At 72.4% G+C, this 15780-nt stretch carries 15 protein-coding genes; 8 read left to right on the forward strand and 7 right to left on the reverse strand.

Features of this window, described 5'->3' with window-relative positions; genetic code table 11:
• Window positions 1-13: 13 nt before the first annotated feature.
• From rsgA to OHA65_RS24805, 3 genes are all read right to left on the reverse strand, one after another.
• Window positions 14-1024: a ribosome small subunit-dependent GTPase A gene (gene rsgA / locus OHA65_RS24795; protein WP_327285319.1), complete on the reverse strand. Its 1011-nt coding sequence runs from the start codon at window positions 1022-1024 to the stop codon at window positions 14-16.
• A gap of 8 nt (window positions 1025-1032) precedes the next feature.
• Window positions 1033-2382 carry a 3-phosphoshikimate 1-carboxyvinyltransferase gene (gene aroA / locus OHA65_RS24800; RefSeq protein WP_327285320.1) on the reverse strand — a complete coding sequence of 450 codons (1350 nt, stop codon included), beginning with the start codon at window positions 2380-2382 and terminating at the stop codon, window positions 1033-1035.
• Window positions 2383-2446: 64 nt separating this feature from the next.
• A complete protein-coding gene (locus tag OHA65_RS24805; protein WP_327285321.1) occupies window positions 2447-3166 on the reverse strand; it encodes a M50 family metallopeptidase in 720 nt (239 codons plus the stop codon).
• A gap of 53 nt (window positions 3167-3219) precedes the next feature.
• Here OHA65_RS24805 and OHA65_RS24810 point away from each other — a divergent pair, with 53 nt between their 5' ends.
• The 8 genes from OHA65_RS24810 to def all read left to right on the forward strand — a co-directional run bounded on the left by OHA65_RS24810 (window position 3220) and on the right by def (window position 10844).
• Entirely contained in the window at window positions 3220-4035 is an 816-nt protein-coding gene (locus OHA65_RS24810; protein ID WP_371644732.1) for an SOS response-associated peptidase, read from the forward strand.
• A gap of 53 nt (window positions 4036-4088) precedes the next feature.
• A complete protein-coding gene (locus OHA65_RS24815) occupies window positions 4089-4745 on the forward strand; it encodes an alpha/beta family hydrolase (protein WP_371644734.1) in 657 nt (218 codons plus the stop codon).
• A 353-nt stretch (window positions 4746-5098) separates the two neighbouring features.
• Window positions 5099-5743 carry a sigma-70 family RNA polymerase sigma factor gene (locus tag OHA65_RS24820; protein ID WP_008741505.1) on the forward strand — a complete coding sequence of 215 codons (645 nt, stop codon included), beginning with the start codon at window positions 5099-5101 and terminating at the stop codon, window positions 5741-5743.
• On the forward strand, window positions 5740-6042 hold the full coding sequence (gene rsrA / locus OHA65_RS24825; protein ID WP_053784609.1) for a mycothiol system anti-sigma-R factor: 303 nt from the start codon (window positions 5740-5742) through the stop codon (window positions 6040-6042). The genes OHA65_RS24820 and rsrA overlap by 4 nt, the downstream gene beginning before the upstream one ends.
• A gap of 175 nt (window positions 6043-6217) precedes the next feature.
• Window positions 6218-7723, forward strand: coding sequence for an HD-GYP domain-containing protein (locus OHA65_RS24830; protein WP_327285324.1), 1506 nt, complete (start codon window positions 6218-6220; stop codon window positions 7721-7723).
• Window positions 7720-9018, forward strand: coding sequence for an HD domain-containing protein (locus OHA65_RS24835; protein WP_327285325.1), 1299 nt, complete (start codon window positions 7720-7722; stop codon window positions 9016-9018). Before OHA65_RS24830 ends, OHA65_RS24835 begins: the two co-directional genes overlap by 4 nt.
• Before the next feature lie 119 nt (window positions 9019-9137).
• Complete coding sequence (locus OHA65_RS24840; RefSeq protein WP_327285326.1) at window positions 9138-10148, forward strand: hypothetical protein; 1011 nt, start codon at window positions 9138-9140, stop codon at window positions 10146-10148.
• 60 nt (window positions 10149-10208) lie between these two features.
• On the forward strand, window positions 10209-10844 hold the full coding sequence (gene def, locus OHA65_RS24845) for a peptide deformylase (protein ID WP_327285327.1): 636 nt from the start codon (window positions 10209-10211) through the stop codon (window positions 10842-10844).
• Window positions 10845-10939: 95 nt separating this feature from the next.
• Here def and OHA65_RS24850 read toward each other — a convergent pair whose 3' ends face one another.
• The 4 genes from OHA65_RS24850 to OHA65_RS24865 form a co-directional block, all read right to left on the reverse strand.
• On the reverse strand, window positions 10940-11362 hold the full coding sequence (locus tag OHA65_RS24850; protein WP_327285328.1) for a DUF3703 domain-containing protein: 423 nt from the start codon (window positions 11360-11362) through the stop codon (window positions 10940-10942).
• A gap of 47 nt (window positions 11363-11409) precedes the next feature.
• On the reverse strand, window positions 11410-12123 hold the full coding sequence (locus OHA65_RS24855) for a helix-turn-helix domain-containing protein (protein WP_327285329.1): 714 nt from the start codon (window positions 12121-12123) through the stop codon (window positions 11410-11412).
• A 113-nt stretch (window positions 12124-12236) separates the two neighbouring features.
• On the reverse strand, window positions 12237-13253 hold the full coding sequence (locus OHA65_RS24860) for a ribonucleotide-diphosphate reductase subunit beta (RefSeq protein WP_327285330.1): 1017 nt from the start codon (window positions 13251-13253) through the stop codon (window positions 12237-12239).
• Window positions 13253-15655 carry a ribonucleoside-diphosphate reductase subunit alpha gene (locus OHA65_RS24865; RefSeq protein WP_405756628.1) on the reverse strand — a complete coding sequence of 801 codons (2403 nt, stop codon included), beginning with the start codon at window positions 15653-15655 and terminating at the stop codon, window positions 13253-13255. Before OHA65_RS24865 ends, OHA65_RS24860 begins: the two co-directional genes overlap by 1 nt.
• Window positions 15656-15780: the final 125 nt, after the last annotated feature.

The following is a 15780-nucleotide window of genomic DNA, read 5'->3' on the forward strand; positions in this document are numbered from 1 at the left end:
CCCCTCCGGACGATCAGTCGCCTTCGCGGCGTTCGCGGGTCTGCAGCAGCCGCCGCAGCGAGTACAGGCGCGCCGGATCCGCGTGGCCGTCCTCCACCCACTTGTCGAGCGCGCAGTCCTGTTCGTCGTGGCTGCAGGCCCGCGGGCAGTCCTCGGTACCGGGAACCAGGTCCGGGAAGGCCAGGATCACCCGGGACGGGTCGACGTGGTGCAGGCCGAACGAGCGCACGCCCGGGGTGTCGATGACCCAGCCGTCGCCGGCGGGCAGCGGAAGCGCGAGCGCCGAGGTGGTGGTGTGCCGGCCGCGGCCGGTCACCGCGTTGACGTGCCCGGTGGCGCGCTGGCGGCCTTCGGAGACCAGCGAGTTCACCAACGTGGTCTTGCCGACGCCCGAGTGGCCGACGAAGGCGGTGATCCGGCCGGCCAGGCGCTCGCGCACCCGGTCGGCGGCGTCACCGCTCGCCAGCTCATCGCGGTTGGTCACCACGTAGTTCAGGCCGAACGTGGAGTAGATCTCCAGGATCTTGTCCGCGGAGGTCAGGTCCGACTTCGTGAGCACGAGCAGCGGTTCGAGCCCGGCGTCGTACGCGGCCACCAGACAGCGGTCGATCATCCGCGGCCGCGGCTCCGGGTCGGCCAGCGCCGTCACGATCGCCAGCTGGTCCGCGTTGGCGACGACCACCCGCTCGTACGGGTCGTCGTCGTCCGCGGTGCGCCGCAGGACCGACTTGCGCTCCTCGATCCGCACGATCCGCGCGAGGGTGTCCTTCTTCCCGGTCAGGTCGCCGACGATCCAGACCCGGTCGCCGACGACCGCCGCCTTGCGGCCCAGCTCACGGGCCTTCATCGCGTGGATCGTGCGGCCGTCGACCAGGCAGGTCAGCCGGCCCCGGTCGACGGTCAGGACGAAGCCCTCGGCCGCGTCCTCGTGCTTGGGCCGGATGGTGGTCCGGGGCCGGTTGCCCTTGGGGTTGGGCCGCTGGCGGATGTCGTCCTCGTCGGTGTGCTTGCCGTACCTGCGCATGACGGGCCCTACGCTCCCGCTACCGGCGCAGCTTTGCCGAGCATGTCGGTCCACATCTTCGGGAAGTCCGGCAGGGTCTTCGCGGTCGTCGCCACGTTCTCGATCTGCACGCCTTCGACCGCCAGGCCGATCACCGCGCCCGCGGTGGCCATCCGGTGGTCGTCGTACGTGTGGAACACGCCGCCGTGCAGCGGGCGCGGACGGATGTGCAGGCCGTCGGCGGTCTCGGTGACTTCGCCGCCGAGCCGGTTGATCTCGGTGGTCAGCGCCGCCAGCCGGTCCGTCTCGTGCAGGCGCAGGTGGGCCACCCCGCGCAGGGTGGAAGGGGAGTCGGCCAGCGCGGCGACGGCCGCGATGCCGGGGGTGAGCTCGCCGACCTCGCCGAGGTCCACGTCGATGCCGTGGATCTTGCCGCTGCCGGTGAAGACCAGGCCCGCGTCGGTCAGCTCGCAGGAGCCGCCCATCTCCGTGAAGATCCGGCGCAGCTCGTCGCCGGGCTGGGTCGTGCGGCGCGGCCAGTCCGGGATCGTGACCGTGCCACCGGTGATCAGGGCCGCCGCCATGAACGGCTGCGCGTTCGACAGGTCCGGCTCCACCACCATGTCGCGGCCCAGCAGCGCGCTCGGCGCGACCCGCCACACGTTCGGCTCGCCGCCCGCCTCCGGGGTGTCGACCTGGGCGCCCGCCGCGCGCAGCATCTCCACCGTCATCCGGATGTGCGGCATCGACGGCAGGGTGGTGCCCACGTGCCGGACCTCGACGCCCTGGTTGAAGCGCGGGGCGGACAGCAGCAGGGCCGAGACGAACTGCGAGGAGTTGGAGGCGTCGATCTCGACGACGCCGCCCTCCAGCGCCCCACCGCCCTGAACGGTCAGCGGCAGCGCGCCCCGCCCGTCGTCGTCGATCCGGGCGCCGAGGGTACGCAGGGCGCTGATGACCTGGCCGAGGGGGCGCTCGTACGAGCGCGGGTCGCCGTCGAAGCGGATGTCACCGGCGGCCAGGGTGGCCACGGGCGGCAGGAAGCGCATGACCGTGCCCGCGTTGCCGACGTCGACGGTGGCCGGGCCGTGCAGGGCGGCGGGGATGATCCGCCACGCCTCGCCGCCGGCGCCGTCACCGGAGCTGGAGGAAGCGGTCTCCTCGATGCCGACGCCGAGCGCGCGCAGCGCGTCCGACATCAGCTGGGAGTCGCGCGAGCGCAGCGGGCGGCGCACCCAGCCCGGCTCGGCGGCGAGCGCGGCGAGGACGAGGGCGCGGTTGGTGACCGACTTCGACCCGGGCACGGTGACGGTGGCGTGGACGGTGCCGTCGGCGAGCGGAGCGGGCCAGAGGGCGGGGAGCGCGGGGGTCTCGGTCATGGCCCCCACTTTAGTGGCTCCCCCCGGGCCCAGATCTTGATCGCGCCGCCGCCGGGGGTCGGTCTCAGAGGTTGAGAAGCCAGCGCCCGCCGCCGATGAGCGAGCACAGGGCGACGGCGTGGAAGAGCAGCAGCCAGGCCACCGGGTGGACGTGCGTGAGCCGCCCCAGCTGGTCCGCATCGGAATCCGGAGCCCCGCCGTGCCGGCGCTTGGCGCCCAGCTCGAAGACCGGGCGCACCCCGCCCAGCAGCAGGAACCACACCACCAGGTACGCGAAGACGGCCTGGACCTCGGCCGTGGCGAACCAGGAGACCAGGACGAACGTGCCGCCGGTCAGCACCACCGTCAGGGCGCCGTACGCGTTCCGGATCATCACCAGCATCGCCAGCAGCAGCGCGGTGGCCGCCCACAACAGCAGCGTGATCCGGTGCGCCGACAGCAGCGCCGCCCCGCCGAGCCCGAGCAGCGGGGGCGCCGTGTACCCGGCGGCGGCCGTCAAGATCATGCCGATCCCGGTGGGCTTGCCCCAGCTGACGGTGACGCCGCTGGTGTCCGTGTGCAGCCGGATCCCGTCGAGCCGCCGGCCGGTCAGTAGCGCGATCAGCCCGTGGCCGCCCTCGTGGGCGATGGTCACGGCGTTGCGGGACAGCCGCCACAGCGGGCGCAGCCCCACGGCGGTCAGCGCGGCCACGCCCGTCACGATCACCAGCCACAGGGCCGGCGGGGTCTGTATGCCGGTGAGCCGGTCCCACAGGCCGGCGGCGGCGGTCGGGGTGCTGTCCATAGAGTGGCGGACTCCTTGCGGTGAGGGGTGGGCGGGATGGCAGTGTGGCAGCCATGTGCGGACGGTATGCAGCGAGTCGTAAGCCCGAGGAACTGGCGGAGGCCTTCGGCGTCGAGCGGTGGGAGCCCGAGGAGACCCTGGCACCCGACTGGAACGTGGCCCCGACGAAGCAGGTCCACGTCGTCCTCGACCGTCCCGTGAAAGACGCGGCGGACCCGCGTCCGGTTCGTCAGCTGCGCGTCTTGAAGTGGGGGCTCGTCCCCTCCTGGGCCAAGAACCCCGACGGCGCCGCCCGGATGATCAACGCCAGGTCGGAGACGCTGGCAGAGAAGCCGTCCTTCCGCCGTCCCTTCGCGCAGCGCCGTTGCATCGTCCCCGCCGACGGCTACTACGAGTGGGTCACCGCCCACGACGAGCGGCAGCTGGAGGTCGAGGGCAAGAAGAAGCGGGCCCGCAAGCAGCCGTACTTCGTGCTCCCCGCCGACGGCTCCGTTTTCGCCATGGCCGGGATGTACGAGTTCTGGCGCGATCCGGTCCTCCCCGGCGACCACCCCCAGGCCTGGTGGGCGACCTGCTCCGTGATCACCGCTGAGGCCGAGACCGGGCCGCTGGGCGTAGCCCCCGCCGAGGGGCCGGCCTCGCTCGCCGACATCCACCCCCGGATGCCGCTCATGCTGACCCCGGACCGCTGGGACGCCTGGCTGGACCCGGCCCGGACCGACCCCGACGAACTCCAGGCCCTGCTCGCGCCGCCGCCGGGCGGCCTGATGCGCGCCTACCCCGTCTCCACCGCCGTCAGCAACGTCCGCAACAACGGCCCGGAGCTGCTGGAGGAGCTGGCCGCGCCGGAGGAGTGCACGCTGTTCTGACCCGTGCTGTGTCTGCCCCCTGAGGGCTGCCCGACCCGTGCAGGATGGGTGCCATGATCACGCGTACCGAGAGCGTCGACACCCCGGCGGGCGAGGCCCGCATCACCTGGCACCCCGCCCCCGCCCGCACGGCCCGCCTCGTCCTCGCCGTCAGTCACGGCGCCGGCGGCGGGATCGAGGCCCGCGACCTCCAGGCCCTGGCCGCGGCCCTGCCCGTGCACGGGATCACCGTCGCGCTCGTCGAGCAGCCGTGGCGGGTCGCCGGGAAGAAGGTGGCCGCCGCGCCCAAGGTGCTCGACGAGGGCTGGCGGGCCCTGTGGCCGGCGCTGGCCAAGCCCGGACTGCCCGTGGTGGCGGGCGGGCGCAGCGCCGGCGCCCGGGTGGCCTGCCGGACCGCCGCCGAGCTGGGGGCGGCCGGCGTGCTGGCCCTGGCGTTCCCGTTGCATCCGCCGGGCCGGCCCGAGAAGTCCCGGGCCGGGGAGCTCACCGGAGCCGGGCGGCCCACGCTGGTGGTCCAGGGCGGCCGGGACCCCTTCGGGCGGCCGGAGGAGTTCCCGCCGCCGACCGCGCAGGCCCCGTACGAGCTGGTGGAGGTTCCGTACGGCGATCACGGCTTCGCCGTGCCGAAGAAGGCCGGTCCGACCCAGGACGAGACCCTCACGGTGATCACCGAGGCCGTCGCCGCCTGGCTGGGCGGGCTTCCCCACTGATCGGCCCGCATTGCCCAGGCGGTACGGAATCCGGGAATCCGCTGGAAAAGCGAAGTGATTCCGATCACTTTCCGGCGCCCACCTGACAGAGGTCGAAAACCCTGCCCCCGCCCGGGAATGCGGGACCCGACCCTTCTGTTGTGCCGGATGTCAGAACGTACGGGAACACGTCGGAGGAGAGGGAGCGCATGACCCAGGTCATCAGCCAGCACCGTCCGCAGGCGGCAGGCCTGGACTGGACGGTCCTGCCCGGGCCCAAGCGCGGCCCGCTTCAGGCGGCGGAAGGCCGGGAGGGTCGACTATTCTCCGATTCGAGCGGGTCCGCTTTCGGAGCCGTCACGCAGTCGGAGGAGGTGGGTCCTGTCGCTGGGACCGACGAAGGCCACGCGGAGGAGACGACCCCGGAGCGCAATGCGCGCTTCGAGAGGGATGCCCTCGGCTACCTCGACCAGATGTACTCGGCCGCGCTGCGCATGACGCGCAATCCGGCCGACGCCGAGGACCTGGTCCAGGAGACGTATGCGAAGGCATACGCGTCCTTCCACCAATTCCGCGAGGGCACCAATCTCAAGGCGTGGCTGTACCGCATTCTGACCAACACGTTCATCAACTCCTACCGCAAGAAGCAGCGTGAACCGCAGCGCAGCGCCGCGGAGGAGATCGAGGACTGGCAGCTGGCGCGCGCCGAGTCGCACATGTCGACGGGACTTCGCTCCGCCGAGTCGCAGGCGCTGGACCACCTGCCCGACTCGGATGTGAAGGAAGCCCTTCAGGCCATTCCGGAAGAGTTCCGCATCGCGGTCTATCTTGCTGACGTAGAGGGCTTTGCGTACAAGGAGATCGCGGACATCATGGGTACACCCATCGGTACGGTCATGTCGCGACTGCACCGTGGCCGCCGTCAACTCCGCGGAATGCTGGAGGACTACGCCCGTGAGCGCGGGCTGGTCCCCGCGGGCGCGGGAGAGTCGAACGACCTGAAAGGCTCGGGCTCATGAGCTGCGGAGAGCCGCACGAGACGGAGTGCTCCGAGGTCCTGGACCACCTGTACGAGTTCCTGGACCACGAGATGCCGGACAGCGATTGCACGAAGTTCGAGACCCACTTCGGCGAGTGCAATCCCTGCCTGGAGAAGTACGGCCTTGAGCAGGCCGTCAAGAAGCTGGTGAAGCGCTGCTGCGGTTCGGACGACGTGCCGACCGACCTGCGCTCCAAGGTCATGGGGCGGATCGAGCTGATCCGTTCCGGCCAGGCCGTCCCCGATCACGACGTGACCGCGGACCCCGCCACCGGCTGATCGAACAACCGCCCCTGGAAGCCCACTTCGTTCACCCGAAGGTGCTAATCCGGGGGCGCCCGTACGGCGCAATACGAAAATGTGGCCCGCTGTGCAAGGGGCCCCACCTATTCTCCCCAAACGGTGCCGGTGCGATGCCGCGCCGGACGTGCACCGCACAGGGGAGGAGAGCGCCATGCGGGTACTTCCGCCGGCGGCGCGCGGATACGTCCTGTGCGCCGTCCTCGCGGCTTCGGCCTGCACCGCTCCGGCTTTCGCCGATCCCGGCACCCCCTGGCCGGCCGTCGGGCTGCTCGCCCTCCTCTACCTCGGCTGCGAACTGGTCAAGGCCTGCCCGCTGCCGGGCATCAGGGTCCCCGAGGGCATCGGTTCCTTCTTCCCCGTGGTGCTCGCCGCGGTCTTCCTGCTGCCGCCGGCCGCCGCCGCGCTCGTCGCGCTGCCCGGCGGATTCGCCCAGGCGGTCGTCCAACGGCCCGCCCGGGTCCGGCGGGTGTGGCACGCGGCGCAGCAGGCCGTCGCCGCCTGGGCCGCGGCGTGGACGTTCGGGCTGCTGGGAGGGCCGGTCGCGCTGGGCGGACGCTCCTTCGCGGGGCCTCCCGGCGGGCGGCTCGCGGAGTTCCCGTACGCGATGCTCCCCGCGGCAGCCGCGGCCGCCGCCTTCTGCCTCGTACTGACCGCCCTCGAAGGGGGCGTCCTGGCCACCGCCGAGCGCCGCCCCGCGCGCACGGCATGGCACGGCCTGCTCACCGGCTCCCTGGCCCCGCACTGCGTGCACGGCCTCGCCGGGCTGATGATGGCCGTCATGTGGCGCAGCCCGTACGGGCTCCCGGCCGCGCTGCTCGTCCTGCTGCCGATGTACGTCTCCTGCTGGATCTTCGCCCAGTACCACCGCGAGCGCGCAGCCCACCAGGCCACGATCCGGGCGCTCGTCCAGGCCGTCGACCTCAAGGACCGCTACACGCGCGGCCACGGCGAACGCGTCGGCCAGGCCTCCGCGATGATCGCCCGCGAGCTTGGCATGCCCGAGGACCGGCTCGAAGTCGTCCGCATCGCCGGGATCCTGCACGACGTCGGCAAGATCGGCGTCCCGACCCGGCTGCTGCGCAAGGACGGCCCGCTGACCCCCGAGGAGCGCCGGATCATCGAGCTCCACCCCGAGTACGGGCACGAGATCGTGCGCGGCATCGGCTGCCTGGGCGAGGCCCGGTCCGCGATCCTGCACCACCACGAGCGGGTCGACGGCTCCGGTTATCCGTACGGGCTGGCCGGGGAGCAGATCCCGGTGCCGGCCCGGGTGGTGGCGGTGGCCGACGCCTTCGACGCGATGACCTCGACCCGCTCGTACAGCCGGGCCCGGCCGGTGCCGGTGGCCCTGGCCGAGCTGGAACGCTGTGCCGGGGCGCACTTCGATCCGGTGATGGTCCGCGCCCTGGTCACCTCCATCGGGCGGCACGGCTGGCATCCGGTGGTCACCGCCGACGACGACGTCCAGGTGATCCCGGCCGGTTCCGCTCCCCCCTCCGTTTCGGGTTCCGCTTCCGCTTCCGCTTCCGCGTCGGGAGCCGTCGCGGACGCCGGTGGCCCCGGGCTGGCCGGGCTCCCGGCCCAGGGCGCCCGCCTCGTCGTACGGACCGCGGAACCGCGGGCCGCGCAGGAGCCCGACGGCGGGGACGGACCGTGAGGGGCCCGGTCGTCGCGGCGGTGCGCGGGGCCGCCGGGGCGCTCACCCTGGCCGGTCTCGGACACACCCTCTGGTACGGACTCGTCGAACCCGGCACCGCCCTGGCCTTCGGCACCCTGATCGCCTGCGGTGAGCTCGCCCGCCGCGACACCGGTGACGCCCGTGACACCGGCGTCCTCCGTGCCGCCCAGGACGGGGGCGGGGACCGCCAGCCCGCACCGCTGGGCTCCGCCGGCGCCCTCGCGTACGCCCTGCTCGGCCCGAGCGGCGCCCAGCCCACCCACCACGGCGTGCTCCAGATCGTCGCGGTCGTCGTCGCCGCGGCCCTCGCCGGGATCGTCCCGCACGTCGCCCGGGGCCGCGCACCCACCGCCGACCACCTGGCCCGCCGGGTCCTGACCGTCTCCTTCGCCGCCGTCTGCTTCCAGCCGCTCTACAACTCCGGCCGGCTGGAACACGGGATCGGGCAGGGCCCGTACCTCGTCCTCTTCCTGCTGTTCCTGCTCGGCCTGACCGCCCTGTGCGACGCCGTCCTCGCCGCCGTGCTGGCCCGCGCCCGCACGGGCTGGCCGTACGGGCCGCTGCTGCGCGACGAGCTGCGCGCCCAGCTCGGCATCGGCTCGGCGATCTGCGCCACCGGGCTCGTCATGGCCCTCGGCGTGGCCGTCGCCGGCCTGTGGGCCCTGCCCGTCTTCTGCGTTCCCCTGCTGCTCACCCAGATGTCCTTCCACCGGATCAGCGCGATCCGCACCACCTACCGCCAGACCATCACCTCCCTGGCCCGGGCCACCGAGATCGCCGGCTGTACCCGCCCGGGGCACTCCCGCCGGGTCGCCGCGCTCAGCTGCGCCGTCGGCCGGGAGCTCGGCCTGTCGGAGCGGGAGCTCACGGTGCTGGAATACGCCGCCCTCATGCACGACATCGGTCAGCTGTCCCTCGTCGACCCGGTCCGGGCCGGGGCCACCGCCGGACTGCCCGCCGCCGAGGCCCGCCGGATCGCTGAGCTGGGCGGTGAGGTGGCCCGCCAGACCGGGGTGCCCGCCGAGGTGGCCGTGGTGGTGGAGCGGCAGGCGGACCCGTACCGTGACCAGCCCGTCGCGGCGCGCATCGTGCGGGCGGTCAACGCGTACGACGACCTGCTCGGCGGGAGCCGTCACCCGGGCGGCCCACTGGCGGCCCTGGAGCAGCTGCGGCTGGGCACCGGGCGCGACTACCAGCCGGAGGTCGTGGAGTGTCTTGCAAGGGTTCTGGCCAGGGGCGGACGTGACAGAGTTGTTCCCGTCCCGCCGGGGTAACCCATGGGTAATGAGCGGCCGTCCGAGTGGGCATGGTTGGATGCAAGTAGGAGTGTCCGCAAGGCTGCACCGTTGTCCCCCAGCCACTGCTGGGAGGTGCCCCCAGGCAGGCGGGAATTGTGAGGATCTTCGGGAAGGTACGGCATCGACCCTCCGCCTCGTGGCGGCAGGCCACCGACCGCGCGTTCACGCTGATCGGCGACGGGCGGTACGAGGACGCGGGCGCGCTGCTCACCAGAGCCGCCGACCTGGAGCCCTGGCTGTCCGAGTCCTGGTTCAACCTCGCACTGCTGCACAAGTTCCGGCACGACTGGGAGCAGGCGCGGTCCGCCGGACTGCGCGCCGTGGCCCTGCTGGACCGCGAGACCGGCGCCCCTGACTGGTGGAACGTGGGGATCGCCGCGACCGCGCTGCAGGACTGGCCGCTGGCCCGCCGGGCCTGGCAGGCGTACGGGCTGAAGGTGCCCGGCGACCCGCACGGCCCGGGCGCCCACCCCGCGAAAGGCAGCGGCGAACCGGTCGGCATGGAGCTCGGCAGCGCCGCCGTGCGGCTGTCCCCCGAGGGCGAGGCCGAAGTCGTGTGGGGCCGCAGGCTCGATCCGGCCCGCATCGAGGTCCTCTCGATCCCGCTGCCCTCCTCGGGACGCCGCTGGGGCGAGGTCGTCCTGCACGACGGGGTCCCGCACGGCGAGCGGGTCACCGCGGCGGGGCCCTCGTACCCCGTCTTCGACGAGATCGAGCTGTGGGCGCCCTCCCCGGTGCCGACCTGGGTGGTCCTGCTGGAGGCGGCCACCGAGGAGGACCGCGACGCACTGGAGCAGCTGGCCTCGGACGCGGGCTTCGCCGCCGAGGACTGGTCGTCCTCGGTGCGGCTGCTGTGCCGGACCTGCTCGGAGAGCGTGATGCCGAGCGGCGAGGGCGACGGGGAGCACCTGGACCCGCACGACCACAGCGAACCGGGGCACCCCGGACCACTGGGCCACCGCACCAACGGTTCCGGACCCCTGTGGGTGCCTGAGCGGGAGTGCGGCATCGCGGCGCCGGCCGGCCTGGTGCGCGGACTGCTCGACGGCTGGGTCGCGGACAGCCCGGAGACCCGTGAATGGCGGGATCTCGAAGAGGTCTGCTGAGCGGCACCGTAGGCTGTACCGGCACATTGTGAACGGACTTACGGAAGGCGTACGGCGGACATGGCGCAGCAGGAGAACGAGGTCGTCGAGGTCGTCAACGACGGGTACGTCGTGGACACCGAGGACTGTGAGGCGCGCGAGGTCGCCCACCGCGAGCGCGGCACCGCCCGCCCGATCACGGTGGTCGGCAACCCCGTACTGCACCGGGAGTGCAAGGACGTCACCGAGTTCGGTGACGAACTGGCGCGGCTGATCGACGACATGTTCGCCAGCCAGAAGGCGGCCGAGGGCGTGGGCCTGGCCGCGAACCAGATCGGCGTGGACGCCAAGGTCTTCGTCTACGACTGCCCGGACGACGACGGCATGCGGCACACCGGTTTCGTGGTCAACCCGAAGCTGGTGGAGCTGCCGGCCGCCTCCCGCGTGCTCGACGACTCCAACGAGGGCTGCCTGTCGGTCCCGACCGCCTACGCCGCGCTGGCCCGCCCGGACTACGCCGAGGTGACCGGCCAGGACGCTCAGGGCAACCCGATCAAGGTCCGCGGTACGGGCTACTTCGCGCGCTGCCTCCAGCACGAGACGGACCACCTGTACGGGTACCTGTACATCGACCGCCTCTCGAAGCGCGACCGCAAGGACGCCCTGCGCCAGATGGAAGAGGGCACCCCGCGCTACGAGACCGTCCCGAACGCGTAGCACCGCCCGCTGCGGCAGGGGAGTCGGCCCGGTGGCCCCGGGTCGACACCACTGCCGGGCGGCGGCAGCACGGACGTGACGCGCGCGGTGAACGCCTAGGAGGCCTGCGCGAGCGCGGGATCGACCGGCGTCTGCGCGCGGCCCAGCAGCACCCGCAGATCGTCCGGCAGGGGCATCGGCGTCAAGAGGCCCGCCGCCGTACGCCCGGTGTTGCCGTACGGCACGCGCCCGGTCACCGACCCGGCGCCGGCCACCAGGATCCGCACCACCTGCCCCACCGTCTCCGCCCGGTCCCGGCAGCGCACCGCCAGCCGGAACATGTGCCAGTGGGCGCGGGTGTGGGGCCAGGCCCAGGCCTGGGAGATGATGTGCGCCCGCTCCAGCGCGGTCCACATGGCCCGGGTGTCGGGCGCGGCCTCGCGGGCGCGGCGCAGCTCGTCCTCAAAGGCCTTGCGCACGGCGGCCGGCATGGACTTGCCGGTGCAGGCGGCCACGCATTTGCTCATTGCGTTTCTCATGCGCCCACAGTGCGGCCACGGGGCCCTGCGGGGCTTGAACGAACCTGCTACATCCATTGGACGGTGCGGGTGAAGCCCGACGGCGTGATCCCGAACATCCGCCGCCACACCCGGCTGAGATGCGCCCCGTCGGCGAAGCCCGCGCCGTGCGCCGCGTCCGTCAGGGAGTGCCCCAGGGAGGCCAGTTCGGCGGCCCGCATCAGCCGCAGCCACAGCACGTACGGGCGGAACGGCAGCCCGAGTTCCGCCCGGAACAGGTGCGCGAGGCGGCTCTCCGACAGGCACGCCACCTCGGCCGCCCGAGCCAGCCGTACCGATTCCCGGCCGGGCAGCCACTCCAGTACCCGTGCCAGCCCCGGGTGCTCCGCCGCGTCCGGCTGCGGCCCTCCGGGCAGTACGGCGTCCAGTGCGCACGCCGCCTCGAAGGCGTCGGCGGGCAGCCCCGCGGCCGGTACGAGGTCCCCCGCGTCCCCCGCCAGCGCCGAGAGCCGGCGCCCCGCCGAGGAGAGCGGGTCGTAGTGCAGCACCACCCCGTGCGGCGCCCCGCGCAGCACCGCGTGGCGCACCCCGGCCGGGACCACGTACGCCCGGCACCCGACGGGCTCCCCGTCCGGCCCGGCCATCAACAGCTCGTCCCCGTCCAGCGCGGCGATGACCTGGACGGAGTGATGGGCGTGCACACCGGCGGACCCGACGGCGCCCCCGTACAGCAGGCCCCCCGGCCGCAGCCGGGCCCGCCCCGCCCACCCGTCGGCGGTCATGCGGCCGGCCCGGGACACGACGAAGCGCCCCCGCCCGAGAACCCGGTGGACCGGGTGTCGCTCCCCATGGGCGGGGACGCTATCAAGCCGTACCGGCGGTGGCCGGACGGGACTTAGAAGTCCTCGTCCAGGTCGACCGTGCCCTCGACCGCGACCTGGTAGGCCGACGGACGGCGCTCGAAGAAGTTCGTCAGCTCCTGGACGCCCTGGAGCTCCATGAACGAGAACGGGTTCTGCGAGCCGTACACCGGCGGGAAGCCGAGACGGACCAGGCGCTGGTCCGCGACGCACTCCAGGTACTCGCGCATCGACTCGGTGTTCATGCCCGGCAGGCCGTCACCGCACAGGTCGCGGCCGAACTGCAGCTCGGCTTCCACGGCCTCCTTCAGCATGTCGGTGACCTGCTGCTGGAGCTGCTCGTCGAAGAGCTCCGGCTCCTCCTTGCGGACCGTGTCCACGACCTCGAACGCGAAGTTCATGTGCATGGTCTCGTCACGGAACACCCAGTTGGTGCCGGTGGCCAGGCCGTGCAGCAGGCCGCGCGAGCGGAACCAGTACACGTACGCGAAGGCGCCGTAGAAGAACAAGCCCTCGATGCACGCCGCGAAGCAGATCAGGTTCAGCAGGAAGCGGCGGCGGTCGGCCTGGGTCTCCAGCCGGTCGATCTTCTCGACCGAATCCATCCACCTGAAGCAGAACTGCGCCTTCTCGCGGATCGACGGGATCTCCTCGACGGCGTCGAAGGCGGCCGCGCGGTCGTCCGGGTCGGGCAGGTAGGTGTCGAGCAGCGTCAGGTAGAACTGGACGTGCACGGCCTCCTCGAACAGCTGGCGCGACAGGTACAGGCGCGCCTCCGGGGAGTTGATGTGCTTGTAGAGCGTCAGCACCAGGTTGTTCGAGACGATCGAGTCGCCCGTCGCGAAGAACGCGACCAGACGGCCGATCATGTGCTGCTCGGCCGGCGTCAGCTTCGCGAGGTCCGCGACGTCCGAGTGGAGGTCGACCTCCTCGACGGTCCAGGTGTTCTTGATCGCGTCCCGGTAGCGCTCGTAGAAGTCCGGGTAGCGCATGGGACGCAGCGTCAGCTCGAAGCCCGGGTCGAGCAGGTTCTTCTTGTCGGTGGAGCTCATTACTGGCAGGCCTCGCAGGACTCGGGGTTCTCAAGGGAGCAGGCGAGCGCTTCCGCGGCCGCGGCTTCGGCGGCGGCGTCGGCCAGCGGCAGCGCTGCGGGGGCGGCCGCCTGCGCGGCACGGGCGATCTTCGTCGCCGGGCGCGAACGCAGGTAGTACGTGGTCTTCAGACCCTGCTTCCAGGCGTACGCGTACATCGAGGACAGCTTCCCGATGGTCGGCGTCTCCAGGAACAGGTTCAGCGACTGCGACTGGTCGAGGAACGGCGTACGGGCCGCCGCCATGTCGATCAGACCGCGCTGCGGGATCTCCCACGCCGTGCGGTACAGCTCGCGCACCTCGGCCGGGATCCAGCCGAAGCCCTGGACCGAACCGCTGGAGTCGCGCAGGGCCTCACGGGTCTGGGCGTCCCACACGCCGAGCTTCTTCAGCTCCTCCACCAGGTAGCCGTTGACCTGGAGGAACTCACCCGACAGCGTCTCGCGCTTGAAGAGGTTGGAGACCTGCGGCTCGATGCACTCGTACACGCCGGCGATCGAGGCGATCGTCGCCGTCGGGGCAATGGCGAGGAGCAGCGAGTTGCGCATGCCGGACTTCGCGACGCGGGCGCGCAGGGCGTCCCAGCGCTCCGGCCAGTTCAGCTCGGTCTCGTAGTGGTCCGGGTGCAGGACACCGCGGGCGGTGCGGGTCTGCTCCCAGGCGGGGAGCGGGCCGCTCCGCTCGGCGAGGTCGCAGGAGGCCTCGTACGCGGCCAGCATGATCCGCTCGGAGAGCTTGGTGGACAGCGCCCGCGCCTCGGCGGAGTCGAACGGCAGCTTCAGCTTGAAGAAGACGTCCTGGAGGCCCATCGCGCCCAGACCCACCGGACGCCAGCGGGCGTTGGAGCGCCCGGCCTGCTCGGTCGGGTAGAAGTTGATGTCGACCACGCGGTCGAGGAAGGTCACGGCGGTGCGGACGGTCTCGTCCAGCCGCTCCCAGTCGATCTCCCCGTCCACGACGAAGGCGCCGAGGTTGACCGAGCCGAGGTTGCAGACGGCGGTCTCGCCGTCGTTGGTGACCTCGATGATCTCGGTGCACAGGTTCGAGGAGTGGACGACGGTGCCCGGCTCGGCGGTCTGGTTGGCCGTGCGGTTGGAGGCGTCCTTGAAGGTCATCCAGCCCTGGCCGGTCTGCGCGAGGGTGCGCATCATCCGGCCGTACAGGTCACGCGCGGGCATGGTCTTGCGGGCCAGGCCGTCCGCCTCGGCCTTGCGGTAGGCGGCGTCGAACTCGTCGCCCCACAGGTCGACCAGCTCGGGCACGTCGGCCGGGGAGAACAGCGACCAGTCGGCGTCCGCGTTCACGCGGCGCATGAACTCGTCCGGCACCCAGTGCGCCAGGTTCAGGTTGTGGGTACGGCGCTGGTCCTCGCCGGTGTTGTCGCGGAGCTCCAGGAACTCCTCGATGTCCGCGTGCCAGGTCTCCAGGTAGACGGCGGCGGCACCCTTGCGGCGGCCGCCCTGGTTCACGGCCGCGACGGAGGCGTCGAGGGTCTTCAGGAACGGCACGATGCCGTTGGAGTGGCCGTTCGTACCGCGGATCAGCGAACCGCGGGCGCGGATGCGCGAGTACGAGAGACCGATGCCGCCGGCGTGCTTCGACAGACGCGCGACCTGGTGGTAGCGGTCGTAGATCGAGTCGAGCTCGTCCAGCGGGGAGTCCAGCAGGTAGCAGGAGGACATCTGCGGGTGCCGGGTGCCGGAGTTGAACAGCGTCGGGGAGGACGGCAGGTAGTCGAGGCGGCTCATCAGCCGGTACAGCGAGGCCACTTCCTCGACGGCCTGGACGCTGTCGTTCTCGGCGAGGCCGCAGGCCACGCGCAGCATGAAGTGCTGCGGGGTCTCGATGACCTGGCGGGTGATCGGGTGGCGCAGCAGGTAGCGGCTGTGCAGGGTGCGCAGGCCGAAGAAGCCGAAGCGGTCGTCGGCGCCCTCGGCGAGCGTGTGCTCGACCAGCGCGTCCAGGCGGCTCGCGTGCAGCGCCACGAACTCGGCGGTGCGGTCGGCGATCAGGCCCTCGCGGTGACCGACCGCGACGGAGGCGGAGAAGGAGGTGGCCCCCTGGCCGGTGGCTTCCTCGGCGACGGCCAGCGTCAACAGCCGGGCGGCGAGCCGGGAGTACGCCGGGTCCTCGGAGATCAGACCGGCGGCGGCCTCCGTGGCCAGTCCGCGCAGTTCGGCCTCGTCGGCGGCGGCGCTGCGCCCGCGGAGCGCGGCGGCGGCGACCCGGCCCGGGTCGGTGTCGGGGAGGTCGGCCGTCAGCTCGGTGAGGGTACGCAGCAGTGCGGCCCCAGGTCCCCCGGTCTCGATTCCGGTGTCGGACGGGTCGGACTCGGCGCGCGGTGCGGAAGGCGCGATGGTCACGGGGGGAGCTCTCCCTCGCTCGGCTCCGGGACACCTTTGGTGCGGGCGCGAGCGGGCGCGCGCGGGCATGGCAGGGCAGCACCGCGCGGCGTCCACCGGCCCAACCGCGAGGCCCGGACGTATCG

It is taken from the genome of Streptomyces sp. NBC_00045, from assembly GCF_045041095.1.
Lineage (GTDB): Bacteria > Actinomycetota > Actinomycetes > Streptomycetales > Streptomycetaceae > Streptomyces.